This window comes from Paramagnetospirillum kuznetsovii, from assembly GCF_003284725.1.
Taxonomy (GTDB): domain Bacteria; phylum Pseudomonadota; class Alphaproteobacteria; order Rhodospirillales; family Magnetospirillaceae; genus Phaeospirillum; species Phaeospirillum kuznetsovii.
On the sequence record NZ_PGTO01000001.1, the window covers coordinates 129,423 to 151,929 of the forward strand.

A 22,507-nucleotide genomic window follows, 5' to 3' on the forward strand; every position below is an offset into this window, starting at 1 on the left:
TTTCAGGAGATCCGGTCGAGGGCATGGACCTCGACCGGCTCGGCTCGGCCCTTGACCACCGCCGTCCTCAGGCTCTCGGCCGGAAGCGAAAGCCCCGCCAGTTCGGCGGCATGGCGGGAAATCACCACGGAACAGCCGTAATCCTTGGTCAGCCCCTCCAACCGGGCGGCGGTGTTCACCATATCGCCGATGGCGCTGACGATCTGGGCCATGGGCGGTCCCATGGTGCCGACGATGGCCTCGCCCGCATGGATGCCGATGCCGATGCGCAGCGGTTGGGCCAGTTCGGTGGCGAGGTCTCGGTTGATGCGCTCCATGGCCGCCAGCATGGATTTGGCCCCGGCCAGGGCGTCGCGCACCGCCTGGGCGGGGTCGTCACGTTCCAGTCCGTACAAGGCCATCAGCCCGTCGCCGGTGAAATTGGAATAATGGCCATTGGTTGCCACCAGGGCGCGGTTCATCTCCAGAAAGAAGCGGTTGAGGATGAACAGCACGTCGTAGGGCAGCCGCGCCTCTCCCAGGGTGGTGGAGCCGCGCAGGTCGACGAACAGCACCGCCACCTCGCCCTCGCGGCCATCCAGACCGCCCTTGCCCATGACATCCTCGGCGGTGGCGTCGGCGGGCAGCAGCGGCATCACCGTCAGATCGGCGGTGGGGCAGAGCTGGCAGGCCAGCCGCACTTCCGGCGGCGCCCCGATGCGGGCCAGGGCGTCCACCTCCAGCGGCCCGGGTGCCGCCACGAATTCCAGTCCATGCAGCACCCGCACCCGGCAGGTGGTGCAGCGCGCCTTGCCGCCGCACACCGAGGCATGGGCAATGCCGTGAGCGCGAAAGGCGTCCAGCACGCTGGCGCCTGTGGGCACCGCGATGCGGGTGCCGCAGGATCGGGTCAGGATGATGGGTTTGCGATCGGGCATTGGGCTTCCTTGCGGATAAGCTTTTGATTCAGCCACAGATGAACACAGATAAGCACAGATGAATTTCCTATCTGTGTCCCGCGCAGCGGGTATCTGTGTTCATCCGTGGCAATTTTCAAGCCTTCTCCCGGCTGCTCAGGTGTCTTGACGCTGCCGCCTCGCAGGGTATACCTGAGCCCGATAGAATTCTCCCGGAGCCATGATCAGCCATGCAGCGCATTTTTTCCGGCGTTCAGCCGACCGGAAACCTCCATCTCGGCAATTATCTCGGGGCCATCCGCAACTGGGTGCGCCTGCAATCCGAGTACGAGTGCATCTTCTGCATCGTCGACATGCATGCCATCACCCTGTGGCAAGACCCCAAGGAACTGGTGAAGAACACCCGCGAGGTAGCCGCCGGCATGATCGCCGCCGGAGTGGACGCCTCCAAGCACATCGTGTTCAACCAGTCCATGGTGCCCGCCCATGCCCAGTTGGCCTGGATCTTCAACTGCGTCGCCCGCATGGGCTGGCTGAACCGCATGACCCAGTTCAAGGACAAGGCGGGCAAGCATAAGGAAAACGCCTCGGTCGGCCTGTTCGCCTATCCCAATCTGATGAGCGCCGACATCCTGGCCTACCGCGCCACCCATGTGCCGGTGGGCGAGGACCAGAAGCAGCATCTGGAACTGGCCCGCGACACCGCCCAGAAATTCAACAACGATTACGGCGTCGACTTCTTCCCGCTGCCCGAGCCGCTGATCTTCGGGGCGGCGGCGCGCATCATGTCCTTGCGCGACGGCACCAAGAAGATGAGCAAGTCCGACGAATCCGATTATTCGCGCATCAATATGACCGATGATGCCGACACCATCGCCTTGAAGATCCGCAAGGCCAAGACCGATCTGGAACCGTTGCCGGGCGGTATCGAGGGTCTTGAAGGCCGTCCCGAGGCCTCCAATCTGCTGGGCATTTACGCCGCCCTGGCCGACAAGGAAAAGACCCAGGTGATCGCCCAGTTCGAAGGCCGCCAGTTCTCGGACTTCAAGAAGGAACTGGTGGATCTGGCCGTCTCGGTGCTGGGCCCCATCAATACCGAGATGAAGCGGCTGATGAGCGATACCAGCCATATGGACGCCGTGTTGCGCTCGGGCGCCGAGCGGGCCGACGCCATCGCCCGGCCGATCATGTCCGAGGTCTACGAGATCGTGGGGTTCCATAAGCCGTGAAGAAAATCCTCGACACCGCCCTGTTCGCGACCATCGGCCTGCTGCGGCTGCTGGGCGAACTGCTGCGCCATCCGTCGCGCCGCTTCGTGATCTGGGCGGTGGCGGCGGTCGTGGTGCTGGTCTTCCCGGTGATCATGCTGATCATCAGCAAGATCGACGACAATCCCAATTTCACCGTTTCGCCCAATTCCACCGTTCAGACGGCGACCGGCAATCGCTCGCGGGCGGTCGCGGTGGCCGCCGCCCTGATCAACCGCGAGCTGGAGGTCAGCCGCTGGCGGGCCAACGACCCGTTCTTCACGCCGGGCGGCTGGCTGCGCGACATGCCCGCCTTCCAGCTGGGTCTGGTGGGCGCCCTGTCCAAGGTCACCGCCGCCATGGCGGGCGAGAAGGGACCGGGCTATGGCCCCAATGGTCCCGACAGCGATCTCAACAACGCCGCCGGTCTGCTGAAATATCCCGGCACCGTGTGGAAGTTCGACACCCGCACCAGCTGGCTGCCCACCGCCTCGGCGGAAAAGCAGTATCGCAACGCCCAGCGCTCGCTGGACCGCTTCAACGACTATCTGTCGGCGGGAACCGCCAGCTTCGACCGTCGTCCGGAAGCCCTGGCGGCGGTGGTCGAGGCGGTGATCCGCGACCTGGACGACTGCGCCGCCGCCATCGACCATCATCTGGCGGCCGAACGCTATCCCTTCCTGGATTTCACCGTCGCCGGGGTGTTCTACGGCAACAAGGGGCGCCTTTACGCCCATTCCATCGTGCTGCGCGACCTGGGTCGCGATTTCGAGACGGCCTTGGCCGAGCGCCGCCAGACCGAGAACTGGACCCGTCTGGTGGAACAACTGGCCGCCGCCGCCCATCTGCGTCCGTGGATGGTGTGGAGCGGGGCGCCGGATTCCAGCTTCCTGCCCAACCATCTCGCCGCCCAGGGCTACCTGACGCTGCGGGCCAGGATGCAAGCCGCTGAAATGCTGGCGGGACTAAATATTAGAAAACCGTAAAATTCCTATTGCCTTCCGCCTCGGTTGGAGCGAAAACCGAGATAGCCCAGATGCGCCGGGAGAGCGCAGGGGGGGCACGGGGGACGGCGGGAATGCAGATCTACCTTCCCATTGCTGAAATGTCGGTCAACGTCTTCGTCATCCTTGGACTGGGTGGCGGCGTCGGCTTCATGTCGGGCCTGTTCGGGGTCGGCGGCGGCTTCCTGATGACGCCGCTGCTCATATTCCTGGGCGTGCCGCCAGCGGTGGCGGTGGGAACCGAGGCCAACCAGATCGTCGCCTCGTCGGTGTCCGGCGTGCTGGCCCATTGGCGGCGCGGCAACGTGGATATCAAGATGGGGCTGATCCTGACCGGCGGCGGCTTCGTCGGCTCGACATTCGGCGTCTTTCTGTTTCGCTGGCTGCGCAGCCTGGGCCAGATCGATCTGGTCATCTCGCTGTGTTACATCGTTTTCCTGGGCATCGTCGGCGGCTTGATGCTGATCGAAAGCATCCAGGCGCTGAACACCAGCCGCAAGCATGCCGCGGGCGGAACCGTTGCGCCCAAACGCAAGCTGCACCAGCATAGCTGGCTGCACGGCCTGCCGCTCAAGGTGCGCTTTCGCCGCTCCAAGCTCTATATCAGCGCCATCCTGCCCGCCATCATCGGCCTGTTCGTCGGCATCCTGGCCGCCATCATGGGCGTCGGCGGCGGCTTCATCATGGTTCCGGCCATGATCTATCTGTTGGGCATGCCCACCGCGGTGGTGGTGGGCACCTCGCTGTTCCAGATCATCTTCGTCACCGCCAACGCCACCTTCCTGCAATCGACCATGAACCACACCGTGGACGTGGTGCTGGCCCTGCTCTTGCTGCTGGGCGGCGTGGTGGGCGCCCAGGTCGGCGCCCGTTTCGGCGTCAAGCTGAAGGGCGAGCAGCTGCGCTCGCTGCTGGCGCTGATGGTGCTGGGCGTCTGCGCCAAGCTGCTGTTCGACATGGTCACCGTGCCGGGCGAACTGTTCGCGGCCGGAACCGGGGGCAAGCACTGATGGGTGGTGTTCTGTCGCATAGTCCCTCAAGCGCCGGGCTTTGCCCGCAACTCCGAGCCCAAGGGCTCGTTCGGATCGTCCTTCTCTGCGTCGCCATGGCATGGGCGCTTCCCGCCCGCGCGGTCGAGCCGCTGGTGGCCGATCTGTCCAGCCATCTGGTGGCCATCACCACCGGTTTCGCCGGAACCGACGTGCTGCTGTTCGGCGCCATCGAGGAAGTGGACGGCAAGAGCGGCGGCGACGTGGTGGTGGTGGTGCGCGGCCCCGCCAAGCCCGAGACCCTGCGGCGCAAGGCACGCACCAGCGGGATCTGGATCAATTCCGGCACCGGCAAGGTGGACAGCGCGCCCTCCTTCTATCGGGTGGCGGCGACTCGGCCACTCGAGGACATCGCGCCGACGGTCATCCTGGATCGTCACCAGATCGGGCTTGACCATCTGGACATCGACATCGCGGTCAAGGACGGCGACGTGGACAAGGCGGACTATCGCCAGGCCCTGTTACGCCTGAAGCAGAAGTCCGGCCTTTACGGCACCGGCGTGCAGGAAATCGGCATGCTCAGCCAGCGCCTGTTCCGCACCGACATGCATTTTCCCGCCAATGTGCCGGTGGGAACCTATATGGTCGAGGTCTATCTGGTGGTTGACCGTCAGGTGGTCAGCGCCCAGACCACGCCCCTGGTGGTGAGCAAGATCGGCGTCGGCGCCGATGTCTACGATTTCGCCCATCATCAGGCCGCCGCCTACGGCATCATCGCCATTCTGCTGGCCGCCGGTGCCGGTTGGCTGGCGGCCGTGGCGTTCAAGAAGGGATAACTCCGACAAGCGAATGAGGTTTCATTCGCTTGGAGGCAAGGCCAAGGCCGCCGCGCCTCATGGCGCGTAAGCCAAGCGAGAGCGCCCGGCATTTGAGGGACAATTAGGCGGGCCAAAGCATTTGGACCGCCGGATAAGGGAGGCGAGATCATGCCGTCCAGTCGTGTCTTCCTGGTGGTGGTCGATGATTCCCCCGAAATGCGGGCGGCGCTGCGATTCGCTTGCCGCCGCGCCCGCTCTTCCGGCGGTCAGGTGGCCTTGCTGCGCGTCATCGAACCGGCGGAATACCAGCATTTCGCCTCCATCGGCAATCTGATGCGCCAGGAGGCGCGCCAGGCCGCCGAGGAATTGCTCGATCGTCTGGCCGGCGAGGTCAATTCGGTGTCCGGCCATATGCCGGTGCTCTATGTGCGCGAGGGCGACCCCCGCGAGGAACTGATCAAGGTCATCACCGAGGAACCGTCCATTTCGGTCCTGGTTCTGGGCGCCGACACCGGGTCCAAGGGGCCGGGGCCGCTGGTCACCGCGCTGACCGGCAAGTATGTGGGCAAGCTTCGCGTGCCGGTGACCATCGTTCCCGGCAGCCTGACCGCCGAGCAGATCGACCAGATAACGTAATATGTGTCCCTCAGGCGCCGGGCGCTCCCTGCGGGCAATTGCCCGCCCGGGTCTAAAGACAATGCGCCAGTCGCTACGCTCCATTCAATTCATCAATGCCCAAGTCCTTGACTCCAGATGGTCGGAGCGCCATTTCTAAGAGCCAATGCAGCGCCGACCATAAGGATCGCCATGTTCATCCAGACCGAACCCACGCCCAATCCCACCACCTTGAAGTTCCTGCCGGGAACCGTCGTGATGGGTCATGGCACCGCCGATTTCGCCGATTCCTCCCGCGCCGCCCGCTCGCCGCTGGCGACCCGCCTGTTCGCGGTCGAAGGCGTGACCAGCGTCTTCCTCGGCACCGATTTCATCACCGTCGCCAAGGCCGATGCCGCCGACTGGCAGGCGGTCAAGCCGCAAATCCTGGCCGCCATCATGGAGCATTTCTCCTCGGGCCAGCCGGTGATCAACGAGGGCGAGGACGATGCGGCCGCCTCGGGCGACGACGACGGCATCGTCATGCAGATCAAGGAACTGCTGGACACCCGCGTGCGTCCGGCGGTGGCCCAGGATGGCGGCGACATCATCTTCCGCAGCTTCGAGGACGGCATCGTCTATCTGCATTTGCAGGGCGCCTGTTCCGGTTGCCCCAGCTCCAGCGCCACCTTGAAGCATGGCATCGAAAACATGCTGAAGTACTATGTCCCCGAGGTGATGGCCGTTCAGGCCGTCGACTAACTCCTTGAAATAAAACAAGTCCTGACACCCTTCGCGGGTCGGCCGCGAAGGGTGTTTTGTTTTTGTTCCAAGCCCCGGCGACGGTTAGGGTTGCTTTTTCGAAAACAAGCCGCTACGGTACCGCTTAATATTGCACTGCAACATAAAGCGAGGTGAGCCGACATGGCGCACGGGTCAATCGGATCCCGACTATTCATAGCCTTCAGTTTGGTCGCCGTTCTCGGTGCCGTTGGCGGGCTGTTTACCATGGTTCTCCAGGGTTCGCGTCCGCCGGTCCGGATCGCCGAGCGGGCCATGCCGTCGGCGGCGGAAACCGCCTATCTCAGCCGGGAAGACATTTCAAGCGCCGCCCGCCTCGATCGGGCATTCCAGCGCATGGGTTACAGCCTCGACGATGTCGGCCAGGGCTTGACCGACGTGCCGCCGCTGTTCCTGGCCCAGGTTCCCAAGGATCTGGACGACCTTCCCGATACCGACACCAAGAAGGCGGTGTTCCTGCGCGTCATGCTGCCGCTGGTGCTGGCGGTGGACGAGGAAATCGCCAACGACCGCGCCCGTCTGCTGGACCTGGCCGCCCGCAAGTCGGCCGGCCAGTCCCTTTCGCCCAGCGACAGTCAGTGGCTGAACGCCTTGGCGCGCCGCTATGACGTGGAAGACGGCAATCTCAAGAAGCTGATCAGCCGTGTCGACGTGGTGCCGCCGTCCCTGGCCTTGGCCCAATCGGCCGAGGAATCCGGCTGGGGCACCTCGCAACTGGTGCGGCGCAGCCAGAATCTGTTCGGCCATACCGTCGAGGTGCCGGGCGAGGAAACCGCCATGCGCAATTTCGCCTCGCTTTACGAGGCGGTCCGCGCCTATGTCCATAACCTCAACACCCATCGCGCCTATGACGAGCTGCGCCGCGCCCGCGCCACCGCCCGCGCCCGCGGCATCGCGCCGGACGGCCAGGCCTTGGTGGCGGCGTTGCACGGCTATTCCGAACGGGGCGACGCCTATGTCGGCACCATCCGGGCGCTGATGCGGCGCAATGATCTGGTTCGCTTCGACCGCGCCCGCCTGGGCCGGGCATTGCCCGGACGCATGGCCTCGGCCAGTTGAGCTGAGTCTTTCCAAGCTCCAACCCTCGGCGTAGCATCGCTCTTCCGCTTTCGCCGAGGGAGGAGCCCGTGCAGGGTCGTACCGCCTTTGCCATCCTGGGACTTGCCTTGCTGTGTCCGGCGGCGGTCCTGGCCCAAGCCCTTCCCTATGCCTTACTTTTTGACCGGGACCACCCATCTTGATGGAAGGGCGCCCGGTGACTTCGCCGTCTACATCGCCTTCGGCCGCGCCCAGGGCTATATGCGGCCGGGCGGCCCCCCAGGGAGACGTGCCGCGCATCCATAACTTCGACCGCTGCGTGAGAGGTTGATCATGACCACGTCCAGCATCGCTGTATTGATCATTGCGGTGGCCATGGCCGCCCCCGCCTGGGCGCAGGAGAGCGTCGGCGAGCCCATGCAGCGCAAGGCCACCGAGGCCTCGGCCGACCGATTGCTGGATGATGCCCTGCTCAGCAGCCCGGAAAAACGGGCCGAGGCCCAGGCGCTTCTCGGCCAGGCGCCGCCGACAACCGGCGACAGGGACGAGATGGGAGCCGCCCATTACAAGCGCGGTCTCGCCGCCCTCCAGCTTGGCCGCCAGTCCCAGGTGGTCAGCGAGATGGGCAAGGCGGCCGAGTTGCTGAGCCATCCCGGAGAACGCTCCGATGCCCACTATTACCAAGGCCAGGCCATGCTCAACATAGGCCAGTGGGCCAAGGCCATTCCCGTCCTGCAAGCCGCCAACCGGGACGAACAGGCCCCCAGTTCGGTCATGCGCAATCTGGCGCTGATCGCCGAGCAATACGGCAAGCTGGGGAATATGGAAGGGGCGAGCGCCACGCTCAAGGACTGTCAGGCGCAAAGCGGCCGCATGGTGTCCATGCAGGCGGAAACGCGCAATCCCACGTTTTCCACCTGGCGACGGGTCAATCTGATGCGCTGCGAGATCGCGCTGCACGCCGCCCAGGGACAGGTGGCGGAGATCGAGCCCCTGATGCGCAAGGTCATCGCCGCCTACGAGGACGCCCCCAACACCCGCAACACCTATGTGGTGGGCAACCGCTATCAGCAGCTGGCCGAGAATCTGCGCGCCCAGGACAAGCTGGCCGAGGCGGAGAATGAAGCGCGCACCGCGCTGGCCATCTTTCAGCGCACGGTCGGTCCCGCCTCGCAGCGGACCGGGGCCGCCTTGCAGGCCTTGGGCCGCATCATCGCCGAGCAGGGCCGCGTCAAGGACGGCGAGGCCCTGGCCCGCAAGGGGCTCGACGTCATCCAGGCGGCGGGCCTGAACGGCAACGGCACGCCCCGCGTCATCATCGCCGATATCCTGGCCATGGATTACCGCTGGAAGGACGCGCGGGAACAGTTCGAGATGGTGCGCAAGGCCAATGCCGACGATCCCGAGACCTTCGAGGGTATCGCCCGCCGCGACCCCAACTATCCCCTGGCGCTGCTCAAGACCGGCAGTCCCGATCAGGCCCTGGGCTATTTCAACAGCAGTTACGACACCTTAAGGGCCAAGCTGGGAGACGGCGCCTATGCCACCGCCCAGGCACGCGGCCTGATGGGAGCGGCGCTGGCGGCGCTGGGACGCGGCGGCGAGGCGCTCGCCCATTTCCAGGCCGCCGTGCCGGTCCTGACCGCCCAGGACGACGAGGAAGACCAGGAAACCGGCAACCGTGCCCGCGACCAGAAGCTGCGCCTGATCCTGGAATCCTATATGGATTTGCTGACCTCGTCGCGTGGCGTGGCCCAGGCGGCGGGGATCGATCCGGTGGCCGAGAGCTTCCGGCTGGCCGACGGCGCCCGTGGCCGCAGCGTCCAGCGCGCCTTGGCCGCCTCGGCCACCCGCGCCGCCGCCGATAACCCGGCCGTGGCCCATATGGCACGCCGTGCCCAGGATGTGGAAAAGCAGATGGCGGCCCTGTCGGGCCTGCTGGCCAACGCCATCAGCGCCAGGGCCGAGGATCAGGACGGCGATGCCATCGAGGGGTTGAAAAAGCGTATCGCCGCGCTGCGGGCCGAGCGCGCCGACACCATGAAGCAGATCGCCGCCAAATTCCCCGATTACGCCCGCATGCTCAATCCGCAGCCCTTCACCGTGGCCGATGTCCAGGCCAAGCTGCGCCCCGCCGAGGCCATGCTGGCCTTCTACAGCGCCGAGGAGCGGCTTTACGCCTGGGCGATCCCGGCCAGCGGCGCCGCCGGTTTCGCCTCGGCGCCGCTGGGTCGGATCGATCTGGAGGCCAAGGTCAAGCATCTGCGCGACGCCCTCGACCTGTCGGTCAGCGGCATCGACGAAATCCCCGATTTCGATCTGAAGACCGCGTCCGATATCTATACCGCCGTCATCGCGCCCACCGAGGCGGCCTGGACCCAGGCGGAAACCCTGTTCACCGTTCCCCACGGCCCGCTGGGGCAATTGCCCCTGGCGCTGCTGCCCACCCGGCCGGTGGTCGCGGCGGCGGTCAAGACGGCGGCAAAACCGGCGGCAGGGCCGCTCTTCGCCAAATACCGCGACGTGCCCTGGCTGGCCCGCAAGGCCGCCATCGCCCAATTGCCCTCGGTGGGCGCCCTGGTGACGCTGCGCGCCTTGCCCGAACGGCACACGCCCCGGCGATCCTTCATCGCCTTCGGCGATCCGCTGTTTTCCAAGGAACAGGCGCTGGAGGCGGCGGGCGATGGCTCGGCCCTCGCCACCCGTGGGGTCAAGCGCCGCTCGGCGCCGAAACCCAATCCCGACTTCACCTCGGATCTGGGACAGTTGCCGCGCCTGCCCGACACCGCCGAGGAGGTGAAAAGCATCGCCGCCGTGCTGGGCGCCGAGCCCGACCAGGATCTGTTCCTGCAAGCCCGCGCCTCCGAGGCCATGGTGCGCAAGACCGACCTGTCCAAATGGCGGGTCGTCATGTTCGCCACCCACGGTCTGGTGCCCGGCGATTTGACCGGCCTCGACCAGCCCGCCCTGGCGCTGACCAGCCCCGAGGTCAGCGGCGACGGCTCAAGCGGCGTCTTGACCATGGAGCGGATCATGGGCCTCAAGCTGGATGCCGACTGGGTGGTGCTGTCGGCCTGCAACACGGCCGCCGGGGAAGGCTCGGGGGCGGAGGCGGTGTCCGGCCTCGGCCGCGCCTTCTTCTATGCCGGAGCGCGCGCCCTGCTGGTCAGCAACTGGCCGGTGGAGACCATCTCGGCCCGGCTGCTGACCACCGATCTGTTCCGCCGCCAGGCCGCCGACCCCCAACTGTCGCGCGCCCAGGCCATGCGCAAGGCCATGCTGGGGCTGATGGACGGGCCGGGACCGCTGGACGGGGCGGGCAAGGAGCAGTTCGTCTACGCCCATCCCACCTTCTGGGCGCCGTTCTCCCTGGTGGGCGACGGCGGTTGAGGCGGCACGCGGGTTCCGTTACAGTTCGCACTCGAAATTTCGGAGAGCGGCCTTGAAGATCAACGGAACCCCCTATCGCACCATCTGGCTGGCCAAGGATGGCGATTGTGTCGAGATCATCGATCAGACAAAGCTGCCGCACGAATTCGTTACGATAACGCTCCGAAGCTTGAACGACGCGGCCTTGGCCATTGGCGACATGTGGGTCAGGGGGGCGCCGCTGATCGGGGCCACCGCCGCCTATGGCATGGCGCTGGCGACGCTGGCCGATGCCTCCGACGCCGCCCTCAAGACCGCCTATGACACCCTCCACGCCACCCGGCCCACCGCCATCAACCTGAAATGGGCCTTGGACGAGATGATGGCGGTGCTGTCGCCGCTTCCCGTCGCCCAGCGCCGCGCCGCCGCCTATTCCCGCGCCGCCGCGATCTGCGACGAGGATTCGGCGGCCAATGCCGCCCTGGGCGAGCACGGCGCCAAGATCATCGCCGAGATCCACCGCAAGACCGGCAAGACCGTCAATATCCTGACCCACTGCAACGCCGGCTGGCTGGCCACGGTGGATTGGGGCACCGCCATCGCTCCCATCTACAAGGCCTTCGATGCCGGTATTCCCGTCCATGTCTGGGTCGACGAGACCCGGCCGCGCAACCAGGGCGCCAGCCTGACGGCGCGTGAGCTGAACTGGCACGGGGTGCCCCATACGGTGATCGCCGACAATACCGGCGGCCATCTCATGCAGCACGGCATGGTGGACCTGTGCATCGTCGGCACCGACCGCACCACCCGCAACGGCGACGTCTGCAACAAGATCGGCACCTATCTCAAGGCCCTGGCCGCCAAGGACAACAATGTTCCGTTCTATGTGGGCCTGCCCAGCCCCACCATCGACTGGAATGTGGCCGACGGCGTCAAGGAGATCCCCATCGAGCAGCGCTCGGCCCGCGAGCAAAGCCACATCTTCGGCAAGGACGAATCCGGCAAGGTGGTGGAGGTCCAAGTCACCCCCGACGGCTCGGCCTGCATCAATTACGGCTTCGACGTGACGCCCGCCCGGCTGGTCACCGGGCTGATCACCGAACGCGGCGTTTGCGAGGCCAGCCCGGCGGGGTTGAAGGCGCTGTTCCCCGAACGGGCATGATTTCAATACCATAGGGAGGGAAAACCATGGCGACGGTAATTCAGATGACGCATCCCCAGACCGGAATCGTCAAGAAGGGCATCTATGGCTTCAGCTGGACCACGCTGTTCTTCGGCGGATTTCCGGCCATCTTTCGCGGCGAGATCGTCATCGGCCTGGTGGTGCTGGTCATCAATTTGCTGACCTTCGGCGTGGCCGGTTTCATCTGGGCCTTCATCTACAACAAGCAATATACGCTGCGGCTGGTGGAGCAGGGCTACCAGTTCAATGGCGGCGAAGCCGAAATCGCCGCCGCCCGGACCAAGCTGGGCATCATCACCGTCGGCGCGGCGGGATAACGCCCGTTTGGCTGGGGCAGAATGCTTTTCTTCGTCACCCTCGGGCTTGACCCGAGGGTCCAAGGATTGTCGGGTCAAGCCAGGCAATGACGGAACGAAAAAAATGCCGCCGTACTGGATAACACCGGTAATGGGGAACACGGATAAACACAGATGCCGCTTCGCGGCTCACGGATGAACGGGGATGAGGGAAATCGGACTCTGACCCCATCACTTCTTGCGGTTTAAATTTGCCGACACGATCCGCTGGCTGCCGAGGGTATTGACCACCAAGGCACCAAGGACACCAAGAGCACCAAGAGGCCGACACGGTTTTTTGCCTTCCGTCATGCCGGTGCTTGTCACGGGCATCCACGCCCATCCGTCTGGATTATCGGCTCAAAAGGCTTTCAAGCGGAACCGCGTGGGTGGCCGGGACACGCCCGGCCATGACGAACGAGTGCGGCTTGGCCGTTTGCTCCGCCCTCTTGGTGTCCTTGGTGCCTTGGTGGTCAATCGGCTTTCGAGTCCCATACCGAAGGTGACGGCCTCAAATACAGGCAGACTCAGGCGCTCGATGAAACCACGCCAATTTAAACCGGACAGCCGTGTGACGAGTACGGGCATGACGGAACGACAGCCCAGCCGAGAAAAAGGGCGCCGCCGCATGACACGGAGGCGCCCTTGATTCATGGGCGGGTAGGATTGGGGGTTTGGGGGCCGCGCCCCCAAGGCCTTGATCCTTAATCGTTCTTGGCGGCGCGGTCGGCCTTCTTGCGTTCGTTGGGGTCGAGCAGGCGCTTCCTGAGACGGATGGACTTGGGCGTCACTTCCACCAGTTCGTCGTCCTCGATATAGGCGATGGCCTGTTCCAGGCTCATCTTGCGCGGCGGGGTCAGCTTGACCGCCTCGTCCTTGCCGGAGGCGCGGATATTGGTGAGCTGCTTGCCCTTCAGGGCATTGACCTCGAGGTCATTGGGGCGATTGTGCTCGCCGATGATCATGCCCTCATAGATCTTGACGTTACCGGTGATGAACATGGCGCCGCGCTCTTCCAGATTCCACAGGGCATAGGTGACGGCGTCGCCCTGGCCGTTGGAGATCAGGACGCCGTTGCGACGGCCTTCGATGGCGCCCTTGAAGGGGGCATAGCCATGGAACATGCGGTTCATCAGGCCGGTGCCGCGGGTATCGGTGAGGAACTCGCCGTGATAGCCGATCAGGCCACGGGCGGGCGCCAGGAAGGTGATGCGGGTCTTGCCGCCGCCCGAGGGACGCATGCCGGTCAGTTCCGCCTTGCGCAGGCTCATCTTCTCGACCACGGCGCCGGAATATTCGTCGTCCACGTCGATGAAGACTTCCTCGATGGGTTCGAGACGCTTGCCGTCGTCGTCGGTCTTGAACAGCACGCGGGGACGCGAGATGGACAGCTCGAAACCCTCGCGGCGCATCTGCTCGATCAGCACGCCCAACTGCAATTCACCACGGCCCGACACCTCGAAGGCGTCCTTACCGGCGGTTTCCTTGATGTGAATGGCCACATTGCTTTCGCATTCGCGGGCCAGACGGGCGGCGATCATGCGCGACGTGACCTTGTCGCCCTCCTGGCCGGCCAGAGGGCTGTCATTGACCGAGAAGGTCATGGACAGGGTGGGCGGATCGATGGGATTGGCCTTCAGGGGCTCGGTGACCTCGGGGGCGCAGATGGTGTCGGCGACGGTGGGCTTGGTCATGCCGGAAATGGCGACGATGTCGCCCGCCTCGGCGAAGTCCACCGGCACCCGCTCGATGCCGCGGAAGGCCAGGATCTTGGCCATGCGGAAGGTTTCCAGCACCTGGCCGTCATGGGACAGGCCCTTGACCTGGGCGTTGAGCTTGGCGGTACCGGAATAGATGCGCCCGGTCAGCACGCGGCCCAGATAGGGGTCGGCTTCCAGGGTGGTGGCCAACATGGAGAACGGCGCGTCCAGGTCGCGGACCGGCGGCGGCACATGGGCGACGATCAGGTCGAACAGCGCGCCAAGATCCTTGCGCGGGCCTTCGAGCGAGTCGTCGGCCCAGCCGTCGCGGCCCACCGCGAACATGGTGGGGAAGTCCAACTGGTCGTCATTGGCGTCCAGGGCGGCGAACAGGTCGAAGCACTCGTCGTGCACTTCATGGGGGCGGGCGTCGCCGCGATCCACCTTGTTGACCACCACGATGGGACGCAGGCCGAGGCCCAGCGCCTTGCCGGTGACGAATTTGGTCTGGGGCATGGGGCCTTCGGCCGCGTCCACCAGAACAACGACACCATCGACCATGGACAGGATGCGTTCCACCTCGCCGCCGAAATCGGCGTGGCCGGGGGTATCGACGATATTGATGCGGACGCCCTTCCATTCCACCGAGGTGCATTTGGCGAGAATGGTGATGCCGCGTTCCTTTTCCAGATCGTTGGAATCCATCACGCGTTCAGCCACCTGCTGATTTTCGCGGAAGGTTCCGGACTGGCGAAGCATGGCGTCCACCAGGGTGGTCTTGCCGTGGTCGACGTGGGCGATGATGGCGATATTACGGAGTTGCATGGGATTAGACAGTCTCGGGAAGTTTGGCGCGGGCCAGATCCTTGAGCGGGTGCTCGGGGCGGGCGCCGAAATGGGAGATGATTTCGCCGGCGGCGATGCCGCCCAGCATGGCGCAGACGGGCAGATCCTGGCCCGTCGTGAAGCCGTAGAGGAAGCCGGCGGCGTAAAGATCGCCGGCGCCGGTGGTGTCGATCACTTGGTCAATGGGGTCGGCGGCCACCACATGGGTGTCCTCGCCCGCCACCACCACGGAGCCCAGGGCGCCGCGAGTGATGGCGGCAACCGTGCAATGGCCGCGCACGGCGCGGATGGCGTCGTCGAAAATCTCGGTCTGATACAGCGAGCACAGCTCGGCTTCGTTGGCGAACAGGATGTCCACATGGCCGGAGACCAGTTCCAGGAAGGCGGCGCGGTGACGATCGACACAGAACGGATCGGACAGCGACAGCGACACCAGCTTGCCCGCCGCGTGGGCGCAGGCGGCCGCTTCCAGGAAGGCCTGCTTGGCGCCGGGCGGATCGTAGAGATAGCCTTCCAGATAGGTGACGGCGGCGGCGGCGATCACCGCCTTGTCCACGTCCTCGGGACCGAAATCCACGCAGGCGCCCAGATAGGTCAGCATGGTGCGCTGGGCGTCGGGAGTAACCAGCACGAAACAGCGCGCCGTGGACGGGCCGGATGCGGCCGGCTTGGTCTCGAAACCGACGCCGGCATTGCGGATGTCGTGACGGAATACCTGGCCCAGTTGGTCGTCGCGCACCTTGCCCATATAGGCGGCGCGGCCGCCCAGGGCGGCGATGCCGACGACGGTATTGGCGGCGGAACCACCGGAACACTCGATGCCGGGGGGAAGCTGGGCATAAATGGCCTCGGCCTGCCCGGCGTCGATCAAGGTCATGACGCCCTTGGTCAGCCCCAGCTTGTGCAGCAACAGATCGTCGGCATGGACAAGCACATCGACGATCGCGTTGCCGATTCCGGCGACGTGGATGGATTGGTCAGCCATGGTCGGTGCAGCCTTTCGCGGGTCCGGCCCGGAACCATATCGGGCCGCCTCCGGGGCGCTTCAAGCGGCCCAGGGAGTAATTTTGCGGCGCAGTATACTGTCCGGCCCGCCATAAACAACAAAAACTCCTGCATTGGACTTGGCCGAAAACGCTGGGGGGCTTGGCCGAAAGCGCGGGGCGTGCTTGAATCACTGGGATTCCATGGAGTTGCACCGGATGTTTTCCGCCCTGGTCAAAGCCTTCGCCCAATTGAGCGATCCCCGTCTGCGCCGAATCCTCAAGATCGGGGTGGCGGTGGCCCTGGCCTGCTGGGTCGGATTGGCCATGGCGGCGTCTTGGGCTCTGTCCCATGTGCGGCTGTTCGAGAACAGTTGGGCCGATACCGGCGCCGGGGTTGTGCTGGGCCTGTCGGCCCTGGTGGTGCCGCTGCTGTTCTTCTCGGCGCTGGCCACCTTCGTCATGAGCTTCTGGCTGGACGAGGTCTGCGACGTGGTGGAGGCGCGCCACTATCCCGGCCTCGGCCCCGCCCGCGATCTGTCTTGGACCGAGGTGCTGATCGCGTCGACCCGCTTCCTGCTGGTGATGGTGGCGGTAACCCTGGCGGCGGCGCCGCTTTACGTGGCGCTGCTGTTCTTCGGCCTTGGCGTCATCCTCAATTATGCGGTCAACGGCTATCTGCTGGGCCGCGAATATTTCGAACTGGTGGCCAGCCGCCGGATGGAGGCCGATCAGGCCCGGCTGCTGTTCCAGCACAATCTGGGCAAGGTCTGGCTGTGCGGCGCGGTGATCAACCTGCTGTTCCAGATCCCCCTGCTGAACCTGACGGCGCCGGTGACGGCCGCCGCCTTCATGGTGCATGTGGTGCAGGGATTGCGGCGGCGGTGACAGCGGGCGGAAAGGTGATACATCAAGATTAGCCACAGTTGCACACAGATCCCCGCTATGCGGGACACAGATAAGAATTTCATCTGTGCCTATCTGCGTTCATCTGTGGCTGAATTTTAAGCATTCATGGTTTTGCTCCGTCCCATCCGTGTTCCCTGACGAGGCCTGAAACGTTATGATGCAAACCATGACCAAGCTCCGCCCCCTGCTCCTGCTTCCCCTGATGGCCCTGGCCGCCTGCAACGGCGCGGCGCAGACCGGCGGCGGCCCGGCGGTGGAATCACCGTCCCAGCGCACCGAGACCGCCGCCCTGCCGCGTGTACAAAGCGGGCCGTTGACGCCAGAGGGGCTGAAGGGGCTGAGTGCGGCGCAGGTGGAGGATGCCCTGGGCACCCCCGGCTTCCGCCGCCGCGATCCACCGGCCGAGATTTGGCAGTACCGGGTCAAGTCCTGCACCTTGGACCTGTTCCTCTATGTCGAGACCGCCGGGCGCATGGTGGCCCATTACGCCGTGCGCAGCCCTGTCGGCAGTCCGGTCTCGGACCGGGCCTGCCTGGATGAGGTGCTGAATGCCAAGACCGAACGGCCGGTGAGTTAGAGCGCCGCTCGGGCTTGAGCGTTTTTCGACCTTCCGATTCGAAAAACTCTGGCTAGCCCACCTTGCTGATATAGTCCTCGACCTGCTTGGACAGCGCGTCCACCACCGCGCTCAGTTTTCGGGCGCTCCAGATCACCCGGACGGTGCCGCCGCAGGCCTCGGCCGAGGATTTGGACAGATGGGCGACATTTTCCGACACTTCGCCCGCCTTGGTGGCCACATCGTCGATATGGCTGGAGATTTCGCGGGTCACCGCTTCCTGCTCCTGGACCGCCCCGGCGATGGCGGCGGAAATGCTGTCGATGCGGCGGATGGTTTCCACCACCCCTTTGATGCCGTTCGCCGCCGATCGCGCCGCGTCCTGCACCGCCGCGACCTGGCGGGTGATATCGTCGGTGGCGCGCGCGGTCTGGTTGGCGAGGTTTTTCACCTCGCCCGCCACCACGGCGAAACCCTTGCCCGCCTCACCGGCCCGCGCCGCCTCGATGGTGGCGTTCAGCGCCAAGAGATTGGTCTGTGACGCGATATCGCTGATCAACTGGACCACCTCGCCGATCTGACTGACCAAATCGGCCAGACCGTTCATGCGTTCCACCGTCTCGCCGATATCGCCCACCGCCGATTGCGCCACCTGGGCCGACATGCCGACCTGCTGGGCGATTTCATTGATAGCGCTGGCCAGTTGGCGGCTGGCGTCGGACACCGCGCCCGCCCGCTCGGTGGTGATCTCGGCCGCCTCGCCCACGTCCAGCGAACGGCCGCCGGCATTTTCCGACCGGTTGGCCATGGTGCTGGCGGTCAGACCGATGCTCTTGGTCGCCACCGCCACGTCGGACACCAAGGAATGGACCGACTGCTCGAAGCGCCGGGTTTCCTGATCGCGGGCGTCCATGTCGGCCAGCACCTTGTTGATGCCCTCGGCATAGCCGAGATAGTCGCCGCGCAGGCCCTGCAGCGGAATATGGCGGAAATACTGCTTTTGGCCCGCCATCTTCATGGCGGCACCGGCATCCTTGGCGAATTCCTCGGTCAGATCGAGAACACGGTTGAAGCCGATCATCATGCGGCCCAGCTCATCCTTGCGGCCGATCAGCAGAACGCGGGCGTTGAAATCGCCTTGGGCGGCCTGGGAGGCCACCTTTTCGCCGCGCTCGATGAGATCGATGATCTCCAACCGCTTGCGATGGGAGCCGATGGTCAAGACGAACAGGGCGCCGCCCGACAGGACCGCCAGGGCCACCATGATCCAGCCGAAGCTGCGATGGCTTTGCGTCGCGCCCTCCAGCGCCTGGCGCCAGGAATCGCCGCCCTTGGCCGATTCCGCCAGGGCGTCGGCGATGGCGCCGTCCATGACCAGGCCATAGAAGATGGAGGCATAGGCCACCGCGCCGGTGACCAGCAGGGCGACCATGGTCATGGTGGTGGCGCTGCCGATGGAGCGGCGGAGCGAGGATGAGGACATGGAGAGCGCTCCTACCGACTAAGCGTCATGATGAGGCGGTCATAGCTGTCGAAGCCCAGATCGCCGATGGTCTTGACCAGCGCGGCGAAGGATTGCTCGACCCCCAGCTTGCGGTCACCCGCCTTTTCCTCGATACCCAGCAAGGTCTGATACAGCGGGGCGATGGTGGCTATGGCCTCGTCCTTGGGCACCCGGCGGTTGGAATGATAGCCGACAATCTTGCCGGTGTGGTCGGTGCAGGGGGTGACATGGGCAAAGACCCAATAATGATCGCCGTTCCGGGCGCGATTGATCACATAGGCGAAGACCTCGTGGCCATCGGCGATCCTGTCCCACAGGAATTTGAAGACGCAGCGCGGCATGGCGGGATGACGCAAGATAGAATGTGGCGCGCCCAACAACTCTTTTTCCGTGTATCCGCTGATATCGATGAAGACCTCGTTGGCATAGGTGATCTTGCCGGTGAGATCCGTCTTGGAGACGATGACGTCATCCCACTGAAAAGTCCTAGCCACATTGGTCAGTGATCGGTCGATCGCCATGCCCCATCGCCTTCCCTATTTCCCGCCGTCCCCACGGGGCTTCGCGTATACAGTCAATACGCAAATCTGCATACTAAAGTTGTAACATTCTGTTACTCTTGTCAAATGGATCTGAACTTTACCCGCACCTGCCCGATCGCCTCGGGTCCACGCATGGCGCTTGACGAAACCTTAATCAGACCCAAGATAGTATATGTGAAAGGTGCCGATGGTCGGGCCTTTCGTCACCGGACTCGCTCACGCACGAGGAGGACGACGCCCGATGTCCCGTATGTCCGCATTCAACAGCCCCTTGCTTCTCGGCTTCGATCACTTCGAACGGGTGCTTGACCGCATCTCGAAGACCTCGGCCGAGGGCTATCCGCCCTACAACATCGAACAGACTTCGGAAAACGCCCTGCGCATCACCTTGGCGGTGGCGGGTTTTTCCATGGACGACCTGTCGGTGGCCCTGGAAGACAACCAATTGGTCATCCGTGGGCGCCAGAACGAGGAGGAAGACGGTCGGATCTTCATCCATCGCGGCATCGCGGCACGCCAATTCCAGCGCGCCTTCGTGCTGGCCGAAGGCATCGAGGTCAGGGGCGCCGCCCTGGACAACGGATTGCTGCACGTCGACCTCAAACGCGAAGTCCCCGAGCCGCGCATCCGCACCATTCCCATCGAAGGCGCCGGGGCAGCCCGCGCGACCGCCAAGACCATCACCGTCGCTGCCGAAGGCGAGGGCGAGGATACTCATAAATCCCGGGCCAGAACCGGCCAGAAGAGGGAGGTCTGACATGAAAACCGCAGACAACAAACAGCATGACGGCATGGCCGCCGAAATCATGACCACCGCCGATCTGGCCAGTTGGGGCCTGCCCATCGTCGCCTATGTGCGCCATCAGGGCGAGCAGGGGGCCGGTAGCTGGACCATTCACGCCGCCGACGGCACCACCATCGGCGCCGCGCCGGACCGCGCCACCGCCTTCGCGGCGGTGCGCCAGCACGAGCTGGAACCGCTGAGCGTGCATTGAAAGGGAGAGGGTGCGGGCGGGACGCCCGCGCTCCGAACACCGTCTTGGGAGCGCGGGCGTCCCGCCCGCACCCTTGCTACGCCGCCCGGCTTGCCGGTGATTCGGTCAGCAGGGCATACAACGCGTCGGCGTTGTCGGTGCCGCGCAGCTTTTCGCACACGCTTTTATCGCGCAACAGCCGCGAGACGCGGGCCAAGGCCTTCAAGTGATCGGCGCCCGCCGATTCCGGGGCCAGCAGCAGGAAGATGAGATCGACCGGCTGCTCGTCGATGGATTCGAAATGGATCGGCTTTTCCAGCCGGGCGAACAAGCCGTAAAGCCGGTCCAGGCTGGGCAGCTTGCCGTGGGGAATGGCGATGCCGTTGCCCACGCCGGTGGTCCCTAAGCGTTCACGCTCCAGCAGCACGTCGAAGATGGCCCGCTCGTGTAGGCCGGTGATCTCGGCGGCGCGCCGCGCCAGATCCTGCAGCGCCTGCTTTTTCGAGGTGGCGCGCAGATTGGGTATGACGGCGGCGGGGCTGATCAGGTCGGTGATTTCCATGAATCCACCCTATTGTGCGGATATGCGTGATCCGCGAATTCTCTGCCCGGGCCGGAGTGGCCTCCCCTCTCCTGCTCCCGACAGAAGGGCCGGAAAATAGTTCCGCCCCGGTCGGGAGTCAAGCTTGACGGGAGTCACATCCCCATCGACTTCTCGCGGCGGCGTTGAACCGACGACGCGATGTTCATGGCCTCCCGGTATTTTGCCACCGTTCGCCGTGCGATGTCGATGCCGTCGGCCTTGAGCGCCACCACAATTTGATCATCGGACAGCACCGCGCGTCCCTCCGCGTCGATCAGGGCCTTGATGCGGTGGCGCACCGCCTCGGCGGAATGGGCGTCGCCGCCATCGGCGGAATTGATGGATTGGGTGAAGAAGTATTTCAGCTCGTAGATGCCGCGCGGCGTGGCGATATATTTGTTGGAGGTCACCCGGCTGACCGTGCTTTCGTGCATGGAGATGGCCGTCGCGATATCGCGCAGCACCAGCGGCCGCAGATGCTGGACTCCGTGGCGGAAGAAGGCGTCTTGCTGGCGCACCAGTTCGGTGGCCACCTTCAAGATGGTGGTGGCGCGCTGGTGCAGCGATTTGACCAGCCAATTGGCCGACTGGAAGCGCTCGCTGATATAGGTCTTGTCGTCGCGCGATCGCGCCGCGCCCGCGATCTTGGAATAATAGCGGGTGTTGACCAGCACGCGGGGCAGGGTGTCGGAGTTCAGTTCCACCAGCCAGCCGCCGTCCTGGGCACGGCGCATCAACACCTCGGGGGTGATGGGCTGGGCGACCACATGGTCGAAGCGCAGCGCGGGCTTGGGGTCCAGCGCCTTGATCTCTCCGATCATTTCGGCCAGATCCTCGTGATCGACGCCGCAGACCCGCGTCAGACCCGGCAGATCACGCCGCGCCAGCATTTCCAGATTGTCCAGCATGGCCTGCATGGCGGGATCGAGGCGATTGCGCTCGGCCAGTTGCAGCGCAAGGCATTCCTTGAGCGAGCGGGCGAACACGCCGACCGGGTCGAAGCCCTGGACTCGGGCCAGCACTTGTTCCACCCGTGAGGCCGCGCAGCCCAGCCGGGCCGCCAGTTCCGCCAGATCGCCGATCAGATAGCCAGCCTCGTCCAGCATGGAAATCAGGTGCAGGCCGATGATGCGGTCGCCGGGATCGGGCACATCCATGTTGAGCTGGGCCACCAGGTGGTCGCGCAAGCTGATTTCGCCCGCGATGGTGGCTTCCAGGCTGGATTCGGAATCGTCGAAGCCGTGGCTGCCGCCGTTGCGCGAGCTCCATTGGCCGAAGGCTTCGCCGTCGGTGCCGTCGGACGGGCTGTCGTTGTTGAAGGTGTTGTCGTAATCCACGTCGAGGCCTTCACTGGCCGAGGTGGAGGTTATGCCGTCCAGCAGCGGCACATCGGCGGGCATGGAATCCAGCACCGGCAGATCGGCGGCATCGGCTTTGGGCTCGGCGCGTTCCACCGGCCGGTCGGCGTCTTCGCGCTCCAGCAGGGGGTTGCGTTCCAGTTCCTGGTCGATGAAGGCGGTCAGTTCCATATTGGACAACTGCAGCAGCTTGATCGCCTGCTGCAGCTGCGGCGTCATCACCAGGGATTGGGTCTGGCGGATATCCAGCCGGGGACCGAGCGCCATGGCGATGTCGT

The 22,507-nt window shown here is 64.8% G+C and carries 21 protein-coding genes; 14 read left to right on the plus strand and 7 right to left on the minus strand.

The window, feature by feature from the left end:
• Positions 1 to 2: 2 nt before the first annotated feature.
• Entirely contained in the window at positions 3 to 917 is a 915-nt protein-coding gene (locus CU669_RS00545; RefSeq protein WP_112141861.1) for an adenylate/guanylate cyclase domain-containing protein, read from the minus strand.
• 209 nt (positions 918 to 1,126) lie between these two features.
• On the opposite strand from CU669_RS00545, the gene trpS reads away from it, so the two are divergent.
• The 10 genes from trpS (at position 1,127) to CU669_RS00595 (ending at position 12,256) form a co-directional block, all read left to right on the plus strand.
• Positions 1,127 to 2,125 carry a tryptophan--tRNA ligase gene (trpS, locus tag CU669_RS00550; protein ID WP_112141862.1) on the plus strand — a complete coding sequence of 333 codons (999 nt, stop codon included), beginning with the start codon at positions 1,127 to 1,129 and terminating at the stop codon, positions 2,123 to 2,125.
• Positions 2,122 to 3,129, plus strand: coding sequence for a DUF2333 family protein (locus tag CU669_RS00555; RefSeq protein WP_112141863.1), 1,008 nt, complete (start codon positions 2,122 to 2,124; stop codon positions 3,127 to 3,129). The genes trpS and CU669_RS00555 overlap by 4 nt, the downstream gene beginning before the upstream one ends.
• 92 nt (positions 3,130 to 3,221) lie before the next feature.
• A complete protein-coding gene (locus tag CU669_RS00560) occupies positions 3,222 to 4,157 on the plus strand; it encodes a sulfite exporter TauE/SafE family protein (protein ID WP_112141864.1) in 936 nt (311 codons plus the stop codon).
• Between the two features lie 95 nt (positions 4,158 to 4,252).
• Entirely contained in the window at positions 4,253 to 4,972 is a 720-nt protein-coding gene (locus CU669_RS00565; RefSeq protein ID WP_239988457.1) for a TIGR02186 family protein, read from the plus strand.
• Positions 4,973 to 5,122: 150 nt separating this feature from the next.
• Positions 5,123 to 5,590, plus strand: a complete 468-nt coding sequence (locus CU669_RS00570) for a universal stress protein (RefSeq protein ID WP_112141866.1) — start codon at positions 5,123 to 5,125, stop codon at positions 5,588 to 5,590.
• A gap of 171 nt (positions 5,591 to 5,761) precedes the next feature.
• Complete coding sequence (locus CU669_RS00575) at positions 5,762 to 6,310, plus strand: NifU family protein (protein ID WP_112141867.1); 549 nt, start codon at positions 5,762 to 5,764, stop codon at positions 6,308 to 6,310.
• A 246-nt stretch (positions 6,311 to 6,556) separates the two neighbouring features.
• Positions 6,557 to 7,408 (plus strand): glucosaminidase domain-containing protein, encoded by an 852-nt coding sequence (locus CU669_RS00580; RefSeq protein ID WP_112141868.1) that lies wholly within the window; start codon positions 6,557 to 6,559, stop codon positions 7,406 to 7,408.
• 312 nt (positions 7,409 to 7,720) lie between these two features.
• On the plus strand, positions 7,721 to 10,777 hold the full coding sequence (locus tag CU669_RS21950; RefSeq protein ID WP_146747631.1) for a CHAT domain-containing protein: 3,057 nt from the start codon (positions 7,721 to 7,723) through the stop codon (positions 10,775 to 10,777).
• 52 nt (positions 10,778 to 10,829) lie between these two features.
• Positions 10,830 to 11,918, plus strand: coding sequence for an S-methyl-5-thioribose-1-phosphate isomerase (gene mtnA, locus CU669_RS00590; protein ID WP_112141870.1), 1,089 nt, complete (start codon positions 10,830 to 10,832; stop codon positions 11,916 to 11,918).
• A gap of 26 nt (positions 11,919 to 11,944) precedes the next feature.
• Positions 11,945 to 12,256, plus strand: a complete 312-nt coding sequence (locus tag CU669_RS00595; protein ID WP_112141871.1) for a hypothetical protein — start codon at positions 11,945 to 11,947, stop codon at positions 12,254 to 12,256.
• 722 nt (positions 12,257 to 12,978) lie between these two features.
• On the opposite strand, the gene typA is transcribed toward CU669_RS00595, so the two are convergent.
• Both typA and CU669_RS00605 read right to left on the minus strand, forming a co-directional pair.
• Positions 12,979 to 14,799, minus strand: a complete 1,821-nt coding sequence (gene typA / locus CU669_RS00600; RefSeq protein ID WP_112141872.1) for a translational GTPase TypA — start codon at positions 14,797 to 14,799, stop codon at positions 12,979 to 12,981.
• Between the two features lie 4 nt (positions 14,800 to 14,803).
• Positions 14,804 to 15,805 carry an adenosine kinase gene (locus CU669_RS00605; protein WP_112141873.1) on the minus strand — a complete coding sequence of 334 codons (1,002 nt, stop codon included), beginning with the start codon at positions 15,803 to 15,805 and terminating at the stop codon, positions 14,804 to 14,806.
• Between the two features lie 217 nt (positions 15,806 to 16,022).
• On the opposite strand from CU669_RS00605, the gene CU669_RS00610 reads away from it, so the two are divergent.
• Both CU669_RS00610 and CU669_RS00615 read left to right on the plus strand, forming a co-directional pair.
• Positions 16,023 to 16,691, plus strand: coding sequence for an EI24 domain-containing protein (locus CU669_RS00610; protein WP_112141874.1), 669 nt, complete (start codon positions 16,023 to 16,025; stop codon positions 16,689 to 16,691).
• A 187-nt stretch (positions 16,692 to 16,878) separates the two neighbouring features.
• Positions 16,879 to 17,289 carry a hypothetical protein gene (locus CU669_RS00615; RefSeq protein ID WP_146747632.1) on the plus strand — a complete coding sequence of 137 codons (411 nt, stop codon included), beginning with the start codon at positions 16,879 to 16,881 and terminating at the stop codon, positions 17,287 to 17,289.
• 52 nt (positions 17,290 to 17,341) lie between these two features.
• Here CU669_RS00615 and CU669_RS21955 read toward each other — a convergent pair whose 3' ends face one another.
• Together CU669_RS21955 and CU669_RS00625 are read right to left on the minus strand one after the other, a co-directional pair.
• Positions 17,342 to 18,751: a methyl-accepting chemotaxis protein gene (locus CU669_RS21955; protein ID WP_192884560.1), complete on the minus strand. Its 1,410-nt coding sequence runs from the start codon at positions 18,749 to 18,751 to the stop codon at positions 17,342 to 17,344.
• 11 nt (positions 18,752 to 18,762) lie between these two features.
• Entirely contained in the window at positions 18,763 to 19,293 is a 531-nt protein-coding gene (locus tag CU669_RS00625; RefSeq protein WP_112141876.1) for a PAS domain-containing protein, read from the minus strand.
• 262 nt (positions 19,294 to 19,555) lie between these two features.
• Between CU669_RS00625 and CU669_RS00630 the strand changes: the two genes are divergently transcribed.
• A complete protein-coding gene (locus CU669_RS00630; RefSeq protein ID WP_112141877.1) occupies positions 19,556 to 20,071 on the plus strand; it encodes an Hsp20 family protein in 516 nt (171 codons plus the stop codon).
• Between the two features lies 1 nt (position 20,072).
• Positions 20,073 to 20,309: a DUF1150 family protein gene (locus tag CU669_RS00635; RefSeq protein WP_112141878.1), complete on the plus strand. Its 237-nt coding sequence runs from the start codon at positions 20,073 to 20,075 to the stop codon at positions 20,307 to 20,309.
• A 76-nt stretch (positions 20,310 to 20,385) separates the two neighbouring features.
• Here CU669_RS00635 and ptsN read toward each other — a convergent pair whose 3' ends face one another.
• Both ptsN and rpoN read right to left on the minus strand, forming a co-directional pair.
• On the minus strand, positions 20,386 to 20,850 hold the full coding sequence (ptsN, locus tag CU669_RS00640) for a PTS IIA-like nitrogen regulatory protein PtsN (protein ID WP_112141879.1): 465 nt from the start codon (positions 20,848 to 20,850) through the stop codon (positions 20,386 to 20,388).
• 134 nt (positions 20,851 to 20,984) lie between these two features.
• Entirely contained in the window at positions 20,985 to 22,496 is a 1,512-nt protein-coding gene (rpoN, locus tag CU669_RS00645) for an RNA polymerase factor sigma-54 (RefSeq protein WP_112141880.1), read from the minus strand.
• Between the last annotated feature and the right edge of the window lie 11 nt (positions 22,497 to 22,507).